This window comes from Ideonella sp., assembly GCF_041914305.1.
Classification (GTDB): domain Bacteria; phylum Pseudomonadota; class Gammaproteobacteria; order Burkholderiales; family Burkholderiaceae_C; genus Ideonella.
Window position 1 is genome coordinate 1 of sequence record NZ_JAYSDQ010000006.1, and the last position, 18,338, is coordinate 18,338.

Annotated in this window: 17 protein-coding genes; 10 read left to right on the forward strand and 7 right to left on the reverse strand. The window is 70.2% G+C overall.

What is annotated here, in order from left to right; genetic code table 11:
• Nucleotides 1-321 precede the first annotated feature (321 nt).
• Complete coding sequence (locus tag ACE3SG_RS09570; protein WP_374564491.1) at nucleotides 322-762, forward strand: hypothetical protein; 441 nt, start codon at nucleotides 322-324, stop codon at nucleotides 760-762.
• A gap of 114 nt (nucleotides 763-876) precedes the next feature.
• Here the strand turns inward: ACE3SG_RS09570 and ACE3SG_RS09575 are convergent, their stop codons facing one another.
• Complete coding sequence (locus ACE3SG_RS09575; protein ID WP_374564493.1) at nucleotides 877-1,749, reverse strand: GyrI-like domain-containing protein; 873 nt, start codon at nucleotides 1,747-1,749, stop codon at nucleotides 877-879.
• 206 nt (nucleotides 1,750-1,955) lie between these two features.
• Here ACE3SG_RS09575 and ACE3SG_RS09580 point away from each other — a divergent pair, with 206 nt between their 5' ends.
• Together ACE3SG_RS09580 and ACE3SG_RS09585 are read left to right on the forward strand one after the other, a co-directional pair.
• Nucleotides 1,956-3,185 (forward strand): RICIN domain-containing protein, encoded by a 1,230-nt coding sequence (locus ACE3SG_RS09580; protein ID WP_374564495.1) that lies wholly within the window; start codon nucleotides 1,956-1,958, stop codon nucleotides 3,183-3,185.
• Nucleotides 3,186-3,276: 91 nt separating this feature from the next.
• On the forward strand, nucleotides 3,277-4,506 hold the full coding sequence (locus ACE3SG_RS09585) for an RICIN domain-containing protein (protein WP_374564497.1): 1,230 nt from the start codon (nucleotides 3,277-3,279) through the stop codon (nucleotides 4,504-4,506).
• Nucleotides 4,507-4,533: 27 nt separating this feature from the next.
• Here the strand turns inward: ACE3SG_RS09585 and ACE3SG_RS09590 are convergent, their stop codons facing one another.
• On the reverse strand, nucleotides 4,534-4,722 hold the full coding sequence (locus ACE3SG_RS09590; RefSeq protein WP_374564499.1) for a hypothetical protein: 189 nt from the start codon (nucleotides 4,720-4,722) through the stop codon (nucleotides 4,534-4,536).
• A 132-nt stretch (nucleotides 4,723-4,854) separates the two neighbouring features.
• Between ACE3SG_RS09590 and ACE3SG_RS09595 the strand changes: the two genes are divergently transcribed.
• Nucleotides 4,855-5,382: a hypothetical protein gene (locus ACE3SG_RS09595; RefSeq protein WP_374564501.1), complete on the forward strand. Its 528-nt coding sequence runs from the start codon at nucleotides 4,855-4,857 to the stop codon at nucleotides 5,380-5,382.
• Here the strand turns inward: ACE3SG_RS09595 and ACE3SG_RS09600 are convergent.
• From ACE3SG_RS09600 to ACE3SG_RS09610, 3 genes are all read right to left on the reverse strand, one after another.
• Complete coding sequence (locus tag ACE3SG_RS09600) at nucleotides 5,370-5,864, reverse strand: GNAT family N-acetyltransferase (RefSeq protein ID WP_374564503.1); 495 nt, start codon at nucleotides 5,862-5,864, stop codon at nucleotides 5,370-5,372. The two genes, ACE3SG_RS09595 and ACE3SG_RS09600, sit on opposite strands and share 13 nt — an antisense overlap.
• Before the next feature lie 132 nt (nucleotides 5,865-5,996).
• A complete protein-coding gene (locus tag ACE3SG_RS09605) occupies nucleotides 5,997-8,363 on the reverse strand; it encodes an ABC transporter permease (RefSeq protein ID WP_374564505.1) in 2,367 nt (788 codons plus the stop codon).
• On the reverse strand, nucleotides 8,356-9,111 hold the full coding sequence (locus tag ACE3SG_RS09610) for an ABC transporter ATP-binding protein (protein ID WP_374564507.1): 756 nt from the start codon (nucleotides 9,109-9,111) through the stop codon (nucleotides 8,356-8,358). Before ACE3SG_RS09610 ends, ACE3SG_RS09605 begins: the two co-directional genes overlap by 8 nt.
• A gap of 157 nt (nucleotides 9,112-9,268) precedes the next feature.
• Here ACE3SG_RS09610 and ACE3SG_RS09615 point away from each other — a divergent pair, with 157 nt between their 5' ends.
• The 4 genes from ACE3SG_RS09615 to ACE3SG_RS09630 all read left to right on the forward strand — a co-directional run bounded on the left by ACE3SG_RS09615 (nucleotide 9,269) and on the right by ACE3SG_RS09630 (nucleotide 13,281).
• On the forward strand, nucleotides 9,269-9,838 hold the full coding sequence (locus ACE3SG_RS09615) for a hypothetical protein (protein ID WP_374564509.1): 570 nt from the start codon (nucleotides 9,269-9,271) through the stop codon (nucleotides 9,836-9,838).
• A 46-nt stretch (nucleotides 9,839-9,884) separates the two neighbouring features.
• Entirely contained in the window at nucleotides 9,885-10,925 is a 1,041-nt protein-coding gene (locus ACE3SG_RS09620) for a sensor histidine kinase (RefSeq protein WP_374564511.1), read from the forward strand.
• On the forward strand, nucleotides 10,918-11,676 hold the full coding sequence (locus tag ACE3SG_RS09625) for a LytR/AlgR family response regulator transcription factor (RefSeq protein ID WP_374564513.1): 759 nt from the start codon (nucleotides 10,918-10,920) through the stop codon (nucleotides 11,674-11,676). Before ACE3SG_RS09620 ends, ACE3SG_RS09625 begins: the two co-directional genes overlap by 8 nt.
• A gap of 162 nt (nucleotides 11,677-11,838) precedes the next feature.
• Complete coding sequence (locus tag ACE3SG_RS09630; protein ID WP_374564515.1) at nucleotides 11,839-13,281, forward strand: ABC transporter substrate-binding protein; 1,443 nt, start codon at nucleotides 11,839-11,841, stop codon at nucleotides 13,279-13,281.
• Here the strand turns inward: ACE3SG_RS09630 and ACE3SG_RS09635 are convergent.
• On the reverse strand, nucleotides 13,220-13,711 hold the full coding sequence (locus ACE3SG_RS09635; protein WP_374564517.1) for an Lrp/AsnC family transcriptional regulator: 492 nt from the start codon (nucleotides 13,709-13,711) through the stop codon (nucleotides 13,220-13,222). The two genes, ACE3SG_RS09630 and ACE3SG_RS09635, sit on opposite strands and share 62 nt — an antisense overlap.
• 261 nt (nucleotides 13,712-13,972) lie before the next feature.
• Here ACE3SG_RS09635 and ACE3SG_RS09640 point away from each other — a divergent pair, with 261 nt between their 5' ends.
• A complete protein-coding gene (locus ACE3SG_RS09640) occupies nucleotides 13,973-16,609 on the forward strand; it encodes a putative bifunctional diguanylate cyclase/phosphodiesterase (protein WP_374564519.1) in 2,637 nt (878 codons plus the stop codon).
• Nucleotides 16,610-16,731: 122 nt separating this feature from the next.
• Entirely contained in the window at nucleotides 16,732-17,145 is a 414-nt protein-coding gene (locus ACE3SG_RS09645; protein ID WP_374564521.1) for a CHRD domain-containing protein, read from the forward strand.
• On the opposite strand, the gene ACE3SG_RS09650 is transcribed toward ACE3SG_RS09645, so the two are convergent.
• On the reverse strand, nucleotides 17,135-18,271 hold the full coding sequence (locus ACE3SG_RS09650) for a pyridoxal phosphate-dependent aminotransferase (RefSeq protein ID WP_374564523.1): 1,137 nt from the start codon (nucleotides 18,269-18,271) through the stop codon (nucleotides 17,135-17,137). The genes ACE3SG_RS09645 and ACE3SG_RS09650 overlap by 11 nt on opposite strands.
• Nucleotides 18,272-18,338: the final 67 nt, after the last annotated feature.

The following is an 18,338-nucleotide window of genomic DNA, read 5'->3' on the forward strand; positions in this document are numbered from 1 at the left end:
CCGCGTTCTTCGGTGCACCTGCACATCGCGACCTGTTTTGTGCAGACCATCCTTAGCGGGTTCACCAAGTGGCGGTACAAACGACGCCGCAGTGGATGTCTCGTATGAGCTGTCGCGTCGCGTCAGCGTAAGGACAAGTCGGCGGCTTCTAGTCGCAGGGAAGATCGAGAGTACTTCGGCGGGCCGATTCAAGAGGCAATTGGTTCTGACGTGTACGGACTGACGCTCGGAGGCGTAGGGGCCACGAGACATCTGCGCCGGTTGTGCGGGCAATATATTTGGTGCAGACGTTTTTCCTGTCGCTCCTCAAGGACCATTGATATGCTCTCTCGCCTTCATACCTTGTCTCCTCAGTTGGATTCTGCGTTCCGCCACGCCGACGATGCTGCCAAGCATGATGCAGTGCTAGGAGCCTGTCAGTACGTAGCTGACAAACTTCCGAGAAGAGAAGAGATAATCAATATCGGACTGGATTTCCTCCGCGGAAAAACAGAAGGTCGCGATGAGTTAATTCGGAAATTGCAGAAATTTTCCGAAGAAAAAGATGAGGAATATTTTCTCCTAAATGAACAACAGAGTGAGGAAGCCAGGAGTCGTGCTTTGATGCTTTTTTCCGAGGCGCGGGTGGCATCCGCAATATTGATGGCGATATCCAATGGAGCGGGCGCTTTAGATGATGCGATCTATGAAGCAGCGATGTCGATGGACGACTCAGACGTACTAATTCCCCGACTTCAAGCCATTCTTCAGCCGGCGGGCTAGACCTGCTGGCCGATTTGGCACGATTGATATCTCCGCGGCGGTGAGGTCGTTCAGGATGGAATGGCTGCTGCTTACGTCGTAGCGGTAGCAGAGGTCTTATTCGGCGCGCGTCGCTCACAGCCCGCCGGCCACCATCAGCGGCACGCAGAGCTCGCAGTCTTGCGCCTGCGCGCCGGGGTCGGGCAGCGCGGCGGGGTAACGCTCGAAGGCGGCGCGCGGTGCCAACTGGTGGCCCGAGCGCGGCAGCCAGTCCAGCAGCAGCCAGACCCACGCCGCGCCGCTGCCCTGCGGCGGCCCGGCATAAGACAGCACCGCGTGCGGCCCGCCGGGCAGGGTCTTGATCGGTGTGCGGGGCGGTGGCTCGAAGCTGTCGGGCAGGGCCACGCAGACGTCGTAGCGGCACTTGGCCGTCGGGGTCTGGCCCGGGTCGTCCAGGCCGATGCCGTAGCGCGTGAGCGCACCCAGGCCCTGGCGCTGCATCCAGTCGGCCAGCTGGTGCCACTGGGCGGCGCTGGCTTCGCCGTAGGCGCCCACGCGGCGGGTGTAGGCCACCCGCACGTCGGGCATCTGCTCGATGCGCACCGGCCAGGGCCGCAGCGCCGGCCAGCCGGCGACGGCGGGCGGGTTGGCCGCGGCGGCCCGCACCTCTTGCCGCCAGCGCGTGGGCGTGGCACCGAAGTACTGGCGGAACGCGCGGCCGAAGCCGTCGGCCGTGTCGAAGCCGCAGCGCAGCGCGATGTCGGCGACATGGTCGTCCGAATAACGCAGCAGCGTGGCGCCAGCCTCCAGCCGCCGGCGGCGCACATAGGCCATCGGCGCTTCGCCGTACCAGTCCTGAAAGACCCGCAGAAAGTGGTGGCGCGAGAAGTGCGCCTGCGCCGCCAGGGCCTCGAGGCTGAGGTCGCCGTCGAGGTGGCTGTCGATGAAATCCAGCACCAGGTTGAGCCGGTAACCGTACTGCTGGCTCGGTATCGGGGGCCGGCCCATCGGGGGTGTCCTTGTGACGAAATGTTGAGCGTGTGACGGGTCGTTTTGACGCGCGGCGCACAAGGCAATTCTCGTCAATCCCGGCCGGGTTTCGCCGCAATTCCGGCGGGGCGCAGCGTCGGCCGCGACGCCTAAGCTGCAGGCGGTCCGATTCTTGACAGCGTTGTCATAGCGCGGCCACCATACCACTTAGAGGAGACATTGAGATGATGAAACAAGCCGGGTTCAAGCTCGCCGCGCTGGCGCTGCTTGTCGGCCAGGGGCCGGCTTTCGCCGCGCAGACCTGCGAGCAATTTGGGTCGGTTCCTGCCGTGAACGGCACCTTCCTGGTCCAGAACAATTTCTACAACCCGGCGCCGGGCGGCACGCAGTGCATCGACGTCGACGTCGGCACCGGTGCGTTCACCGTCACCGGCAACAACTCGGTGCCCACCAACGCGGCACCGGGCGGCTACCCGTCGATCTACAAGGGCTGCCACTGGGGCGGCTGCTCGAAAGACAGCGGCATGCCGCAGAAGGTCAGCGACCTGTCGTCGGTGCAGAGCAAGTTCGACGTGACCCCGGCCGGCCCCGGCCAATGGAACATCTCGTACGACGTCTGGTTCGCCCAGACCCCGACGATCGACGGCCAGCCGGACGGCACCGAGGTGATGGTCTGGATCAACCATTCGGGCGTGGTCTCGCCGGCCGGCCAGCGCACCGGCGACGCCACGATCAACGGCATGGACTTCGAGGTCTGGACCGCGCCCAAGGGCACTGCCGGCTTCAACGACAAGTGGCACATCGTGTCGTACGTGGCCAAGAGCCCGCGCAACGCGGTCGACTTTGACCTGCTGCCGTTCTTCAGAGACTCGCACAACCGCGGCCTGCTCGAAGACAACTGGTACCTGATCGACGTGGAAGCCGGCACCGAGCCCTGGCAGAACGGCTACCCCGTCAAGGTCAACCAGTTCGACGTGACGGTCAAGACGGGCGGTACGCCGCCGGACAAGATCGACCCGAAGAAGTGGTACGAGGTGGTGAACGTGAACAGCAGCAAGTGCGTCGACGATGCCGAGTTCGGCGTCAAGAACGGCGCCAAGGTCCAGCAGTGGGACTGCAACGGCACCGCGCCGGCGAAGAACCAGCTCTGGAAGTTCAAGCCGACCGGCGGTGGCTACTACAAGGTCCTCGTCCAGCAGCTGAAGACGCTGGCGTGGAGCACGACCAACCAGGGCACCACCAACGGCACGCCGATCCAGCTGTGGACCTACGGCGGCACCGGTCACCAGCAATGGAAGGCCGAAAGCCTGGGCAACGGCGCGTGGAAGTTCGTCGGCAAGGGCAGCGGCAAGTGCCTGGACGTGCCGGCCGCGTCGAAGGACAACGGCGTGCAGCTGCAGATCTACGACTGCAACGGCACGGCGGCGCAGTCGTTCAAGCTGATCGCGCATTGAGCGCCTGAGGCCGGGGCTACGAGGCCTCGGCCAGAGCCCGGCCGCGCTCGTTCGGGCGCGGCCATTCCACCACCCCAGAGGAGACGTCGAGATGATGAAAACATCCCGGCCCAGGCTCGCCATGCTGGCGCTGCTGTTGGGCCACGGTGTCGCGTTCGCGCAGACCACCTGCGACCAGTTCGGCTCGCTGCCGGCGTTGAACGGCACCTACATCGTTCAGAACAACTTCTACAACCCGGGCCCGGGTGGCTCGCAATGCATCAACGTGGACGCCGGCAGCGGCGCCTTCACGGTGACCGGCAACAACTCGGTGCCGACCAACGGCGCACCGGGCGGCTACCCGTCGATCTACAAGGGCTGCCACTGGGGTGGCTGCAGCAAGAACAGCGGCCTGCCGCTGGCGCTGAACACCGTCACCAGCGCACCGACGCGCTGGAGCGTGACACCGCCGGGGCCGGGGCAGTGGAACATCTCGTACGACATCTGGTTCGCCCAGTCGCCCAACCCGCCGGGCCAGCCCGACGGCACCGAGATCATGGTCTGGATCAACCATTCGGGCAGCGTCAGGCCGGCGGGCCAGATGACCGGCAACGTCAACATCAACGGCATGAACTGGGACGTCTGGACCGCGCCCAAGGGCAGCGCCGGCTTCAACGACAAGTGGCACATCGTGTCGTACGTGGCCACCGGCACGCGCAACGATGTCGACTTCGACCTGAAGCCCTTCTTCGACGATTCGAGAAACCGCGGGCTGCTGTCCGACGCGTGGTACCTGATCGACGTCGAAGCCGGCTTCGAAGCCTGGCAGAACGGCTACGGCGGCCGCAGCAACCACTTCGAGGTCGACTTCAACAAGGGCACGCCGCCTCCGCCGCCCGACATCGACCCGAACCGTTGGTACAACGTGGTCAACGTCAACAGCGGCAGCTGCGTCGACGATGCCGAATTCAGCAGCCAGAACGGCGCGAAGCTGCAGCAATGGGCCTGCAACACCGGCGGCCAGGCGAACCAGCGCTGGCAGTTCAGGCCCACCGGCGACGGCTACTACGAGGTGCATGTGCAGCAGGCGCAGGCCCTGGCCTGGGACGTGGCCGACTGGGGCACGGGCAACGGCTCGCGCGTCCAGCTGTGGACCTACGGTGGCGGCCAGAACCAGCAATGGCAGGCTGTCCCTGTAGGCGGCGGCGCCTACAAGTTCGTCGGCCGCGCCAGCGGCAAGTGCCTGGACGTGCCCGGCGCCTCGAAGAGCAACGGCGCGCAGATGCAGCTCTGGGACTGCAACGGCACGGCCGCGCAGTCGTTCAAGCTCGTCGAGCGCTGACCCGGTGACGGCAACGACCGCCGAGTCTCACTCACGCGGCGTGTCGTTGTCCTCGCGCGGAATGTCGTCTTCGCTCTCCACCGGCCCCAGCTCGTCGCTCGACGGCGGGGTGTACGAGGGCCGGTCGGGCGTGTAGGTCTCGGACGTTGGTTGGGGCGGCGCCGCCGGTCGCGGCGGTGCCGGCGGAGTTTGAGGAGAAGAAGAGGAGGAGTTCATGGTGGCGCCCATGGTGCTGGCCTGGCCGAGAGTGGCTGGCCTGTCGGGCAAACGCCATGCCCGTGGCCGCCGCGGCTTGCCGCGGCGGCCCCCGGGGGTCGAGCGCCTTGGGGGCCCGCTACCATGCCGGCCATGACACTCGATGCCGACCACCCAGCCGATGACCTGCCCGGCGAGGGCGAACTGCCCGACACCATTCAAGAGCCGCGCCTGTGGCGCGACAACGGCTGGACGGCCAAGGTCATCAAGAACGAAGACGATGACGGCTGGGCCGTGGCGATGACCAAGGACGGCGAGGCCGAGCCGGCGCTGGTCGGGCCGTGGACGATGGGGCGCGACAAGAAGAACCCGAAGCCGCTCGACACCGCAGCCTTCAACACGCTGGTCAAGACCGCGTCAGAGGTGATCCGCCGCCATGAGCAGCAGCTGCACGCGATGCTGCACAAGAATGTCAGCGTCGACATCGGCGACGAGCGCGTCACGGTGACGCTGGACATCGTGCCCGACGAGTTCGAGCCCTACGCCGTGCTGGCCGCGCACGACGCATTGGGCGAGCCGCTGGCCGAAGTGCGCGTGTCGGCGGGCTTCAAGCTCAACGCCACCAGCGCCGCGGCCTGGGTCGAGAGCGGCTACGGCAAGCCGGGCGCTCAGGGCCGCTGATCGCCGCGCCCGCCCGGCGGCCCCAGCGCCATCTGCATGCGCCGCGCGGCGACGCGGCCGTTGTAGTAGCCGGGCACGAGCTGGGTCTCGGCGAAACCCAGCTGCCGGTAGAAGGCCAGCGCGGGCGCGTTGTCGGCCCGCAGCTCGAGCGTGATGGTGATGATGCCGGCCACGCGCGCCGAATCGAGCAGCCACTCGGCCAGGCAACGGCCGATGCCACGCCGCTGCTGCGCCGGCTGCACGCACAACAGCAGCAGATGCGCCCGCTCGTCGCCGAAGTGCATCGCGGCAAAACCGAACAGGCGCGGCCCGTCGCAGGCGACGACCGCCGTGGTCTCGGCATCGCGGATCAGCGTGGCCATGCGCGCCGGCGTGTAGCGCCAGCCGAGCCCGGCCTCGATCAGGTCGCGCGACATCTCGGCCATGGCGAGCGTGTCGGCCAGGCGGGCAGGGCGCAGGACGGCGGCACAGGGCTCGTTCACGGGCAGGACCGTTTCGATCGTCGGGTGAGCTCGGCGAGCCACGGCGCTCGGCGCGAGATCAGCACATGGTCCACCTGAACGGCGCGTTTGTCGATCACCACGGCGTCCCCACAACGCGCCGTCTCGCCAGGCTCAACCGTCGTATGCCAGCGAAGTCGCCACCGGCGCCCGCGCGGCGCGCCAGGCGGGCCAGGCGCAGGCCAGCAGCGACACCGGCACCATCACGGCCAGCCAGCGCAGCGCCGCCGCCGGGTCGGGCCACCAGGGCGTGGGCAGCGGGAACATCACGCGGCCGAACGCCTCGGCCAGCACCACGCTCATCGGCACCGACAAGGGCAGCGCCGCCACCCAGGCCAGCAGCGTGATGACCAGCCCCTCGGCCTGCAGCATGCCCATCGTCGTGCCGTGGCGGGCGCCGATGGCGTGCATCACGCCCAGCTCGCGCCGGCGCTCCAGCACCGCCAGCCCCATCGTCGAGGCCAGGCTGATCGCGCCGACGGCGATCATCAGCCACGACATCGAGCCGAGGAAGTCGACCACCATCAACAGGTGGTCTTCGTACGACCGGCGGCCTTCGTCGACGCGCTGGCTGCTCGCCACCGGCATGCCGGCCTCGGCCAGCGCGCTGCGCAGGCGCGCGATCGCGTCGAGCTGCACCGCGTCGCTGCCGCTGCCTTCGAGCGTGACGACCACGGTGCTGGCCAGCGTGTCGCCGGCCAGGGCCTCGAGCCGCGCGCGGCGCGTGTAGGCCACCGGCTGCGGGCCGGCGTCGACGATGCCGACGATCGTCCACGGCCGGGCCACGCCATCGCTGCGCAGCACCACCCGCTTGCCGAGCGCCAGTTGCGGTTGCTGGCGCAGCAGCGCACGGCTCAGCACCACGCTGTCGGCCGTGTCGTCGGCGCGCAGCCAGCGGCCCTCGACCAGGCGCGGGCGCAAGGCCACGCCGTCGTCGGGCAGGCCGACCAGCGACAGATCGTCGCCGTTGTCGGCCAGCGTGGCGCGGCGGCCGCGCCAGGCCTCGGCATGGGCCACGCCGTCGACCGCGCGGGCGGCGGCCTCCAGCGCGGCGGCTGGTTGGGCGTCGATCAGCCGCAGCGACGCGTCGAAGTGCTGGCCTTCGAACAGCAGGCCGACCGAGGCTTGCACCGCGCCGCGCAGGTTGGCCGCGCCCAGAAACACCGAGCCGCCGGCGGCCAGCGCCAGCAGCGTCAGCAGCATGCGCTGGCGGCGGCGAAAGGCGTTGCCCAGCGCCAGCAGCAAAGGCCGCGGCAAGCCACCGAGCGCGACCCGGCGCCGGCTGGCCAGCGCGCGGCCGGGCGCGACGATGCCGATGTCACGCAAGGCCTCGCCCACCGGCACGCGGCAGGCCCGCCACACCGGCCACGCCGCGGCGGCCACCGGCAGCGCCAGGCCCACCGCCAGCTGCAGCGCCAACGCCCACCAGGGCAGCGCAGGGTCGTCGAGCGGAAAGTTCAGCATCTCGGCCCGAAAGCCCGCGTAGCGCCGGCCGATGAACCAGGCCGCCGGCAAGGCGGGCAACGCGGCCAGCAGCCCGAGCAGCCCGCTCTGCGCCAGGTACAGCCGCGCGATCGGCCACGGGCCGGCGCCCAGCGTCTTCATCACGCCGATCTCGCGCGCCTGGCCGGCCAGCGCCGCCTGGATCAGGTTGACGACCAGGAACGCGCAGACCAGCAGCGCCAGCAGCCCGAACGCGCCCTGGGTCAGCAGCACCGAGTTCATCTGCGCGGCGTGCACATGCTCACCCGGCACCGGCACCTCGACGCTGGTGACGCGCAGGCCGCGCCGCTCCAGCACCGCGGCGGCTTCGGCGGCGATGCGCCGCACGGTCGCGCGGTCGGCGTGCGGGTCGCGCACCCGAAGCTGAAGCTCGCCGAAGCCCGCCGGCGCGCCCAGGCGTTGCAAGGTGGTGCTGGTGGCAAAGCCGTAGACCAGGTGCTCCATCCAGCCCGGGGCCTGGCTCACGTCGCGCACGACGCCGCGCAGCGGCAGGGCCAGGGCTTCGCCCCGGCGCGTGCGCAGCGTGGCGGCGTCGCCGACGGTGGCGCCGGAGAAGTCGAGCGACGAGCGCTCGATGGCCCACTCGCCGTCGCGCGGCGGCCAGGGGCCCTCGGGGTGCAGCAGGCCGATGCCCGGGGCGGCGAAGTCGTCGAACGCGATCAGCTCGGCCGTCTGCCAGGCGCCATTGGCCTGCACGCCCAGCGTCAGCATGCGGCGCAGGCGCACGGCGCCGATGGCGGGCAGCGCGCGCACCTCGGCCGCCGCGGCCGGGTCGATGGCGCCGTCGATCTCGAGCGTGGCCGACACCGGCAGGCTGGCGATGAAGCCCTGCTCGGTGGTGCGCCCGACCAGCGCCCAAGCGTTCAGCACCGTGCCGGCGCCGGTGAGCGCCAACGCCATCGCCACGGCCACCAGCAGCGAGCGCGCCTTGTGCTGGCCCAGATCGCGCAGGGCCTTGCGCCAACGGGTGTCAAGCATGGGCCAGTGCCTCGTGGTGGTGGGGGCGCGGTTCGGCGTGCGGCCCAGCTTGTGGCTCGTCGGCGATGACCCGGCCGTCGAGCAGGGTGATGCGGCGCGTGGCCTGGCGCAGCGCCGCGCGCTCATGGGTGACCATCACCACCGTCAGGCCCTCGTCGCGCACCAGCGCGGCGAAGATGTCGAGCAGCGCCGAGGCGTTGTGCGAATCGAGGTTGCCGGTCGGCTCGTCGGCGAGCAGCACGGCCGGTGAATTGGCCAGTGCGCGGGCCACGGCCACGCGCTGCTGCTGGCCACCCGACAGCGCGGCCGGGAACTTGTCGGCCTGGTCGGCCACACCCAGCCGGGCCAGCAGCGCCAGCGCGCGGTCGCGCCGCTCGGCGGCCGGCCACTGGCGGCAGAAGTCCATCGGCAGCATCACGTTTTCGGCCGCCGTCAGCCCCGGCAGCAGCTGGAAGAACTGGAACACGATGCCGACACCGCGGCCGCGCCAGGCCGACAGCTGCGCCTCGTTCAGGCGGTGCAGCGCCTGGCCGCCGACCCAGACCTCACCGGCGCTCGGCCGGTCGATGCCGGCCAGCAGGTTCAGCAGCGTCGACTTGCCGCTGCCCGATGCGCCGACCACGGCGACGAACTCGCCCTTGGTGATCGCCAGCGTCAGTGGGTGCAGCGCGGTGAAGGGTTCGCCCAGGCTGGGGTAGGTCTTGCTGGCCTGCTGCAAGCGGATCGTGGCGGTGGGGTGGTCGTTCAATCTGGTGTCTCCATCGGGTGAGGAGACTTTAGGCGGCAGGCCCTCATCGGCGTGTGCCACTCACCGGCCCCGTTCGCCCGTTCGGCGAAAGCCGGTGTCGAATGCTGCGGCGCAGCGGCATGCTGGCGCCATGTCGATCCAACCCCCGCTCCATTCCATGAAGACCCTGGCCCTTGTCATTGCGCTCGCGGCAGTCCCGCTGGCCCATGCCCAACCGACCGCCGCGGCGCCGGCGCGCGAAGCCGCGCAGTTCGACTTCCTCGTCGGCCAGTGGGAGGTGGAGCTGCAACCCAAGGTCAACAGCCTGGCCAAGCTGATCCATGGCCAACCCAAGCTCACCGGCAGCTGGAAGGCCTGGCGCGCGTTCGACGGCCAGGGCATCGACGACGAGCTGCGTGTGGTCGACGGCTCGGGCAACCCCGCGGTGTTGGCGCATGCCCAGCGCATCTACGACGCCAAGGCCCAGCGCTGGTTGATCAGCCACCTGGACGTCTACCGCGTGCGCTTCTCCAGCGCCACCGGCCAGTGGCAGGGCGGCGAGATGCGCGTGGACGGCAGCGGCACCAGCGCCGACGGCAAGCCGATGCTGACGCGCACGCATTTCGTCGACATCAGCGCCGACGGCTTCAAGATGCGGCAAGACCGCTCGACCGACAACGGCGCGAGCTGGGACGAGGGCGCGCTGGTGATCGTCGCCAAGCGGGTGGCGACGAAGGCGCCGCGCTGAACCCCGCACGCGACAATCGCCGCTTCGTTGTCGCAATGGAGGGGTGATGCCACGCGCCTGGGTCTGGACGCAGCTGGCCATTGGCTGGTTGCCGATGTGGGCGCTGTTCACGGTGCTGATGATGTCGGCCCACCAGGCACCGGTGGACGAGGCGGCGCCGTATGCATTGCGCCTGATGGCGATTGCCGCGACGCTGGGCATGGTGGTGCACCGGTTGACGGCGCGGCTGCCGTGGCCGCACCCGTTTCGCCTCGGCTTCATCGCCGTGCACCTGCTGGGCGGGCTGGTCTATGCGATCAGCTGGTTCGGCCTCAATGCGGTGGTCGAAAGCCTGCTGCGCGGCACCATCGCGATCCCCATCGGGCCGGGCCTTGGGCCCTATCTCGTCGTCGGCATGTGGCTCTACTGCATGGTGGCGGCCGTGGCCTACGCGAGCCGCGAGGCCGAACGCTCGGCGCAACTCCAGGCCCTGGCCGCGGGCAGCCAACTGGCCGCGCTGCGCTCGCAGCTGCACCCGCACTTCTTGTTCAACGCGCTGCACACGGTGGTGCAGTTGATCCCGCTCGACCCGCGTGGCGCGGTGCATGCGGCCGAGCTGCTGGCCGGTGTGCTGCGCAGCGCGATCGGCGAACACAAGGAGTGGGTGACGCTGCACGACGAATGGGGCTTCGTGCAGCGCTACCTGGAGATCGAAGCGATCCGCTTCGGTGAGCGGCTGGTGGTGCGCAGCGAGATCGACCCGGCGCTGCTCGATGCGCAGCTGCCGTCGTTCGCATTGCAGACGCTGGTCGAGAACGCGGTGCGCCATGGCGCCGCGCCGGCGATCGAGCCGACCACGCTGCGCATCGGCGCCCGGCTGCACGGCGGCCACCTGCTGGTCGAGGTCGACGATGACGGCGTGGGGGCCGATCTGGCCGCGGTGGAGGGGAGTGCCGGCACCGGCCTGCGCCGCCTGCGCGAGCGCCTGGCCTGGCTGTACGGCGGCAGCGCCGGCCTGGTGCTGCGCGGCGCACCGGGGCAGGGTTTTGGCGCGACGTTGAAGCTGCCGCTGCGCCGTGCCGCGGCCGAGGAGGGCGGCGATGAATGACGCCGCCCTCGTCTCGGCGAAGATCTCGGCGTTGATCGTCGACGACGAGCCGATCGCCCGCGCCGGCTTGCGCCACCTGCTGGCCGATGCGCCGTGGATCCAATGCATCGGCGAGGCCGCCAACGGACCGGCTGCGCTGGCGGCGATCGACAGCCAGCGGCCCGACCTGGTCTTTCTCGACATCCAGCTGCCCGGCCTGCTGGGCACCGACGTGATGGCGCGGCTGCAGCACCGGCCGGTGGTGGTGTTCACCACCGCCTTCGCCGAACACGCCGTCACCGCCTTCGAGCTGGGCGCGCTCGACTACCTGCTCAAGCCCTTCGGGGCCGAGCGGCTGGCCGCTGCGCTGGAGCGTGTGCGCGCCGCGCTGGGCGAGCCGGCGCCAGCGGCGCTTGAGCGCTTCGGCGAGGCGATGAGCCCGGGCCCGATCAGCCGCCTGTTCGTGCGCAACGGCCGCAGCATCGTGCCCGTGGCGGTGGCCGGCGTGTCGCGCTTCGAGGCGATCGGCGACTACGTGGCGGTGCACGCGGCCGGCGGCATGCAGCTGCTGCACCTGTCGCTGAACAAGCTCGAAGCGCGGCTGGACCCGCAGCGCTTCGTGCGCATCCACCGCGCGCACATCGTCAACCTCGACCAGGTCAAGGCCTTCAAGCGGCAGGACGGCAGCGCATTGGCCGCCGAATTGCACGATGGCACCATGCTGCCGGTCAGCCGGTCCAAGGCCCAGGCCTTGCGGCATCTGGTCGCTTGACGCCGCGCCGTTTGACGCCACACCACTGCGCGAATCGGCAGCCGGGCCGCCCTGCCTCGCGTACGCGGCGCTGCCGCCAGGCGGCGCTGGGCGCCTGCAAATGGCCGCCCGGCGGCGGTGGGGCGTGGCGACACTGGGGCACCGCCACCTCGTGAAGTCGCCATGCCCTTGACCATTGGCCTGCTGGCCGAGCATTTGAGCCTCGACCCGGCCGACACTGCCGTCTGCACCCTTCCCGTCATCGCGCCGCTGTACCAGCCGCTGCTGCACATCGACCGCCGCGGCGACCCGCCGGTGCCCGACCTGGCCGAACGCTGGGAACCGTCGGCCGATGGCTGCGACCACCGCTTCTGGCTGCGCGAGGCGCGTTTTCATGACGGCACGCCAGTGCGGGTGCGCGACATGGCCTGGAGCCTGTCGCGGCATGTGTGGCCGGGGTCGACATCGCTGTTCGCGCCGATGCTGCGTGGCCTGCTGCGGCGCGGTGGCACGGCGCACGACGGCGAGATCGCCGAATCGTTCGAGGTCGACGAGGCGCAGCGCTGCCTGTGCATCCGCCTCGCGGCGCCGTATGTGCCGCTGCCCGAGCTGCTGGCACATCCGATGCTCGGGGTGTTGCGCGAGGGCGCGGTCGGTCGGCTGGTGGGCTCGGGCCCGTTGATGCCGATGCAGGCGGGCGCGTCGCTGCACTTCGTCGAGCATGCGGCCTACCGCGGGCCGCGCGTGGCACCGCGTGAGCTGCGCCTGGTGGGCCACGACACGCCGCAGGCATTGGCCGAGGCGCTGGCTGCGCAGGCGGTCGACGTGGTGTCGGTCGAGCGCACGCACCAGCCGCTGTTCGCCGACCGATTCACCTCCACGCCGCTGAGAGACCGCTGGGTTGGCGCGCTGATGGTCAACGCCGCCGGTGCCTTGCACAGCACCGAGCTGCGGCGCGACTTTGGCCAGATGGTGCAGGGCCTGGCCAGCGGCCTGTTCGGTGATGCGTTCGAGCCGTTTCTGCTGCCCGACGACTTGAGCACGCCGGCGTATCGGGCACGGCCAAGGCCGGCGCTCGACCCGGCCGAGTTTGCCCGGCGCTGGCGCGGCGAGCTGGCGGGCCAGGCCCTGCGCATCGTCTATTGCCCCGGCCGCGGCCCGCTGAGCGAGATCCTCACCGCGCTGGCCGGCACGCTGGTGCGGCACGACCTGCCGCACCGTGTGATCGAGGTGGCCGAGCCGGCGCAGGTCTACGGGCTGGTCGCCCAGGGCTGCTTCGATGTGGTGGCGCGCGGCTGGGCACAAGACCTGGACGATGCCGAGGAGTTTGTCGGCATCTACGAGAGACAGGCCCCCGGCGCGGTGGCCAACCAGCACCGGCTGCGCTTCGAGGCCCAGGTGGCGGCGGCCCGGCACCTGCCGTGGGCCAGCGCGCGCACGGCGGCCTTCACGGCGGCGTTGATCGAGCTCGAGGCGCAGTGGCTGTGCATCCCCGTCTGCCGCGACCACAAGCGCCTGTTCCACGGCCCCGGCGTGCAGCTGGCGCCGCACGGCCACGAGCCGTTCAAGCCGGTGGCGACCCCGGCGGCCCCAGCGGCCCCAACGGCAGCTGCCAGCCCCGCTTGACCGCGTCCATCACCACCGTCGAGCGAAAGCGCGCGATGTTGTCGTTGGGAAAGAACACGCGCCGGGTGAAGCGCTCGTAGTCGGCCATGCTGGTCGACACGACCACCAGCACGAAGTCGTACTCGCCGGCCACGTAGAAGCACTGCTGGATCTCGGGCTGGGCCAGCGCCTGGCGCTTGAAGGCATCGATCGCCGCGGTCAGCCCTTGCTTGAAGGCCAGCTCGACGATGACCGTGACCTGCGCGGCCATCACGCCCGGGGCGAGCAGCGCGACCTCGGCCTCGATCGCGCCTTCCGCTTTCAGGCGGCGGATGCGGCGTTGCACCGCCGTGGCCGACAGGCCCAGCGCCTGGCCCAGGCTCTCGGCGGCCACGCGGCAGTCGCGCTGCAGCGCGTCGAGGATCGCGAGGTCGAAGCGGTCCAGTTCCATGGGGCGGGCGTTGCGGTGGTTCGAAACGCCGCATTCTCCCCAAGCGGGCCGCCCGCAGCGTGAAGTGTTGCCGTGTGCGATTGCTACAGCGTCGGGGTGAGGCGTCGATAACCCGTCGTGGACATCCAACGACTTGCATCACTCATGCCCGTCAGGTTTGCCGCGCCTTCGCAGATGGCGCGTGCGGCATGGCGGCTCCTGGCTGCAGTAGTTTGTTGCGGGGCGGCGGGGGGAGCCCAGGCCGGGCCCATCGGCGACAAGGTGTTCGCGATCGAGGCCGAGCATGGCGGCAACCCGCCGCAGGTGATCGAGCTGCTGCGCCCGCTGGAGGCGCAGGCGCGCGCGAGCCAGGGCGAGGACCTGCGCATCTTCCTGGCCGCCTGGGGCTACGCCCACGCCGCCACCGACAAGCCCGCGGTGGCCGACGCGGCGATCGAAGAATTGACCGACATCGGCGAGCGCAGCGGCGACGCCGCGACACTGGCCTCGGCCTACGCGCTGAAGGCCACCTCGCTGCAGGTGGCCGGCCAGGTGCGCGCCGCCTTCGGCTGGATCGAGAGTGCGGTGCCGCTGGCGAAGGCGTCGTCCAGTACCGACCTGCGTTACTGGGTCTTCCAGACCGCGGGTGACCTGGCCCAATCGAACGGCCAGGTCGACGAGAGCATCCGTTTGTTCGATGACGCGGTCGAAGCCGCGCACGCCGGCCACAACCCGCGCCGCGAGGCTCAATCGCTGCTGGCGCTGGTGCCGCTGCGCATCGTGCGAGGCGAGGTGGCGCGTGCGCTGGAGCTGTCTGCCCGGGTTCGCGAACTGGCGGCGCACGGCAGCGATCCGTCGCTGATCGCCGCCGGCTGGGTGATGGAGGCGTTGACGGCCGAGGCGCTGGGCGACGCCGCGCGCAGCGCGCGCGCCCGCCGCGCGGCCGAGTCGGTGCCGCGCCCGGCGGCGCCGGCCAGCCAGGTCGTCAACTCGCAGGCAGGCGGCGAGGGTTGGCTGAGCACCGAGATCGATGCCTTGCTGGGCCTGTCGGGCCTGCACCTGAGCGTCGGCAACTTCGGCGCCGCGCGCGACCTGGCGCAACGCGCGCACGACCAGGCGCAGCTGCGGCACGATGACTACTCGCTTGGCCACGCGCTGATCAACATGGGCCTGGCCGATCTCGGCGTGGGCCGCGTGCAGGCCGGCATGAAGGCCGCAGGCGCCGGCCTGGCGATGCTGGAAAGCCGCGGGCGTGATGCCGAGCTGTTGGTGCAGCTGAACCGTTATGTCACCGCGCTTGAGCGGCGCGGCGAGACCAGCGAGAGCTGGCTGCGGCTGCGCGAAGCGCTGCTGTTGGAGACCGAGCTGTCGCGCCGCGACCGGCTGAGCACGGTGATCGCGCTGCAGCGTGAATCGAGCTTTCAGCAGCGCCAGCGGCAGATGGAGCAGCTGCAGCACGACAACGCGTTGCAGGCGGCCGAGATCAGCCGCCGCGCGATCGAGCGCACGCTGAGCCTGCTGCTCGCCGCGGCGATGGGCGCCGGCGGCGTGATCGCGTGGCGCCTGTACCTGCGGGCTCGCGACTCGAACCGCCGGCTGGCCGAGAACAACCAGTCGCTCGAATACGCCAGCACGCACGATGCGGTGACCGGTTTGTTCAACCGCCGCGCGATGGAGGCCCACACCGAGGCGCTGGTCAACGAGCGTTACTGCTGCGTCAGCCTGTCGGTCAAGCAGTTCGGCCTGATCGTCGGCAGCGTCGGCCACCAGCTGGGTGACCTGCTGCTGTGCCAGATCGCCACCCGCCTGAACCAGGTGGTGTCGCGCCATGGCGGCCGCCTGTACCGGGTCGACGGCGTGACCTTCGGTGCGATCGTGACGATGGACGACCGTGAGCTGTGCCTGCAAGAGCTGCTCGAGGCCCTGGCGAACGTGATGGACGCGCCGTTCGAGATCGGCAACCAGGACCTGATCGTCTCGATCGGCCTGGGCGCGGCGCAGTACCCGAAAGACGCCAGCACGCCGCACGAGGTGGCCCGCCTCGCCGAGCTGGCCAAGCTGCAGACGCATGCCGACCCGGGCAACACCCACGTGGTCTACGACACCCGCATCGGCGAGAGCCAGCGCGACAAGCTGCACATGGAAACGCGCATGCTCAAGGCGATCGAGCATGGCGATTTCGAGCTGTTCTACCAAGGCCTGCGCGATGTGCGCAGCGACCGCTTCTGCGGCTTCGAGGCGCTGCTGCGCTGGCGCGACGGCGGCAAGATGATCTCGCCGGCGCAGTTCATCCCGCTGGCCGAAGAATCGGGCCTGATCGTGCGCATCGGCGCCTGGGTGCTGCGCCAGGCCTGCACGCAGGCCAAGGCCTGGGCCGACGCCGGGCTGGGCGTGCCGAAGGTGGCGGTCAACATCTCACCGCGCCAGTTCAACCACCCCGACTTCTTGGCCACCGTGCGCGACACGCTGCGCGACACCGGCGTGAACCCGGCGCAGATCGAGCTCGAGATCACCGAGGGCAGCGTGATGAACGACGCCGAGGCCAGCATCGCCCAGCTGCATGCGCTGCGCGAGATGGGGCTGCAACTGGCGATCGACGATTTCGGCACCGGCTACGCGAGCTTGTCGTACCTGCGCCGGTTCCCGCTCAACCGGCTGAAGGTCGATCGCTCGTTCGTCAACCAGCTGGGCGCGGCGGCCCACGACAACACCATCGTCCGCACGGTGATCGAGCTGGCGCATTCGCTGGGCCTGTCAGTCACCGCCGAAGGGGTCGAGACGGTCGAGCAAGAAGCGCTGCTGCGCGGCTGGTCGTGCGACGTGATCCAGGGCTTCCTGCACTCGAAGCCTGGCCCGGCCGCCGGTGCGACCGAACTGCTGCGGGCCCAGCTCGACACACCGGCCACCGCCGAGGCGTGACGCCGCCGAATGGCCGGTTAGGTTGAAATTCTTGCCTGCCGCAGCGCGGGCAAGGGGCCCAGACGCAGGCACGCCGAATGCCCTGGGGGTGGTTCCATCCCCCCAAGCGAAAGGGCATTTCCATGACCACTCGTCAAGTTTCCGTGTGGACCGGCCTGCTGATGGCCGCCTGCCTGGCATCGACCCCCGCCTTCAGCGCCGACCTGAAGCTCAGCGGCGACCAGGAGGCGCCGCCGGTGAAGACCAGCGCCAGCGGCACCGGCAGCATCAATGTGGCGACCGATGGGGCCGTGACCGGCAGCGTCACGACCACCGGCATGACCGGCACGGCGGCCCACATCCACCACGCCGCGGCCGGCAAGAGCGGCCCGGTGGTGTTGCCGCTGACCAAGTCGGGCGACAACACCTGGTCCGTGCCGGCCGGCTCGAAGCTGACGCCCGAGCAACTGAAGGCCTACCAGGCCGGCGAGCTGTACGTGAACGTGCACTCGGCCGCCAACAAGGACGGCGAGGTCCGCGCGCAGATCAAGCCGTGACCTGACGGGCCTGGCGCAGCGCGGCCGACAGCGCCTGCAGCGCTGCCGCCAGCTCGGCCGGTGGCAACAGCCCGAAGCCGAGCCGGAACACGCGCGCCGACTCGCCGAACCAGCGGCCGTCGCCCACGCGCACGCCGTGGGCCGGCAGCGCCGCATGGAAGCGCTCGACCGCCGCGGCGTCGAACACCGCGGGCTTGAGCCGCACGCAGCACAACGCCCCGGCATCCGGTCGCACCCAGTCGACCTGCGCCGATTCGTGCTCGACCCAGCGTGCGGTCAGCGCCAGGTTCTCGGCCAGTTCGGCCCGGCGCGCGGCCAGGCCTTCGTCGCCGCGGCGCAGCAGGCGCAGTGCCAGCGCCTCGTCGATCTGACCGCAGGCGATGGTGGTGTTGAACTTGGCGGTGACCAGTTGCTTGCGAAGCTCGGCATCGCGGCTGATGGCCCAGCCGATGCGCAGGCCCGGCGCGCCATGGCATTTGGACAGCGAAGCGGTGCTGACCACGCGCGGCCCGAGCTCCAGCGCGGTGGTGGCGGCGGCCTGGTGGCCATACGCCGCGTCGCGGTAGGTTTCATCGACCAGCACGAACGCCTGCGGCGCATGCTCGGCCGTCAGCGCCACGATCTCGCGCAGCGTGGCCAGTGGGATCGCCACGCCCGACGGGTTCTGCGGCGAGGCCAGGCTCACCAGCCGGGTCTGCGGTGAGAGCAGGGCGCGCAGTGCGTCCAGGTCGGGCTGGTAACCGGCTTCGAACGCCAGCGGCCACGGCCGCACGGTGGCGCCCACGGCCTGCAATGCGTTGTGGGCGAGCGGGAACAGCGGCGTTGCCGCCACCGCCTCGGTGCTCGGGCCGCACAGCGTGAAGGCGATCAGGAACAGCGCCTGCATGCCGCCCGCGGTGACCACCACGTCGTCGGCCCGCACCCCATGCGCCTGCGCGATCTGCGCCCGCAGGCCGGCGTCGCCCTCGGCGGTGCCGTAGCCGAGCGACAAGCCGGCCAGCGCCTGCAGCGCATCGGCGTCCAGCAGGTCCGACAGCCGAAGGTTCGGGCCCAGGCTCTCGGCCAGGTCGTAGCGCGGCGCGTCGCCGACCAGGTGAATGATGTCGTTGGGTGCAAAGCGATTCATTGGTAGCTCGCAAGGGTGGAAGATGCGCCATCGTGCGCCGGCAGGGGCTTAGATAACAGCCACAGTC

Coding starts and splice junctions, on each gene's coding strand:
- ACE3SG_RS09645 (WP_374564521.1), top strand. CDS start 16,732: ATGACCACTCGTCAAGTTTCCGTGTGGACCGGCCTGCTGATGGCCGCC.
- ACE3SG_RS09650 (WP_374564523.1), bottom strand. CDS start 18,271: ATGAATCGCTTTGCACCCAACGACATCATTCACCTGGTCGGCGACGCG.
- ACE3SG_RS09620 (WP_374564511.1), top strand. CDS start 9,885: ATGCCACGCGCCTGGGTCTGGACGCAGCTGGCCATTGGCTGGTTGCCG.
- ACE3SG_RS09630 (WP_374564515.1), top strand. CDS start 11,839: ATGCCCTTGACCATTGGCCTGCTGGCCGAGCATTTGAGCCTCGACCCG.
- ACE3SG_RS09585 (WP_374564497.1), top strand. CDS start 3,277: ATGATGAAAACATCCCGGCCCAGGCTCGCCATGCTGGCGCTGCTGTTG.
- ACE3SG_RS09625 (WP_374564513.1), top strand. CDS start 10,918: ATGAATGACGCCGCCCTCGTCTCGGCGAAGATCTCGGCGTTGATCGTC.
- ACE3SG_RS09580 (WP_374564495.1), top strand. CDS start 1,956: ATGATGAAACAAGCCGGGTTCAAGCTCGCCGCGCTGGCGCTGCTTGTC.
- ACE3SG_RS09595 (WP_374564501.1), top strand. CDS start 4,855: ATGACACTCGATGCCGACCACCCAGCCGATGACCTGCCCGGCGAGGGC.
- ACE3SG_RS09605 (WP_374564505.1), bottom strand. CDS start 8,363: ATGCTTGACACCCGTTGGCGCAAGGCCCTGCGCGATCTGGGCCAGCAC.
- ACE3SG_RS09590 (WP_374564499.1), bottom strand. CDS start 4,722: ATGAACTCCTCCTCTTCTTCTCCTCAAACTCCGCCGGCACCGCCGCGA.
- ACE3SG_RS09575 (WP_374564493.1), bottom strand. CDS start 1,749: ATGGGCCGGCCCCCGATACCGAGCCAGCAGTACGGTTACCGGCTCAAC.
- ACE3SG_RS09615 (WP_374564509.1), top strand. CDS start 9,269: ATGAAGACCCTGGCCCTTGTCATTGCGCTCGCGGCAGTCCCGCTGGCC.
- ACE3SG_RS09570 (WP_374564491.1), top strand. CDS start 322: ATGCTCTCTCGCCTTCATACCTTGTCTCCTCAGTTGGATTCTGCGTTC.
- ACE3SG_RS09635 (WP_374564517.1), bottom strand. CDS start 13,711: ATGGAACTGGACCGCTTCGACCTCGCGATCCTCGACGCGCTGCAGCGC.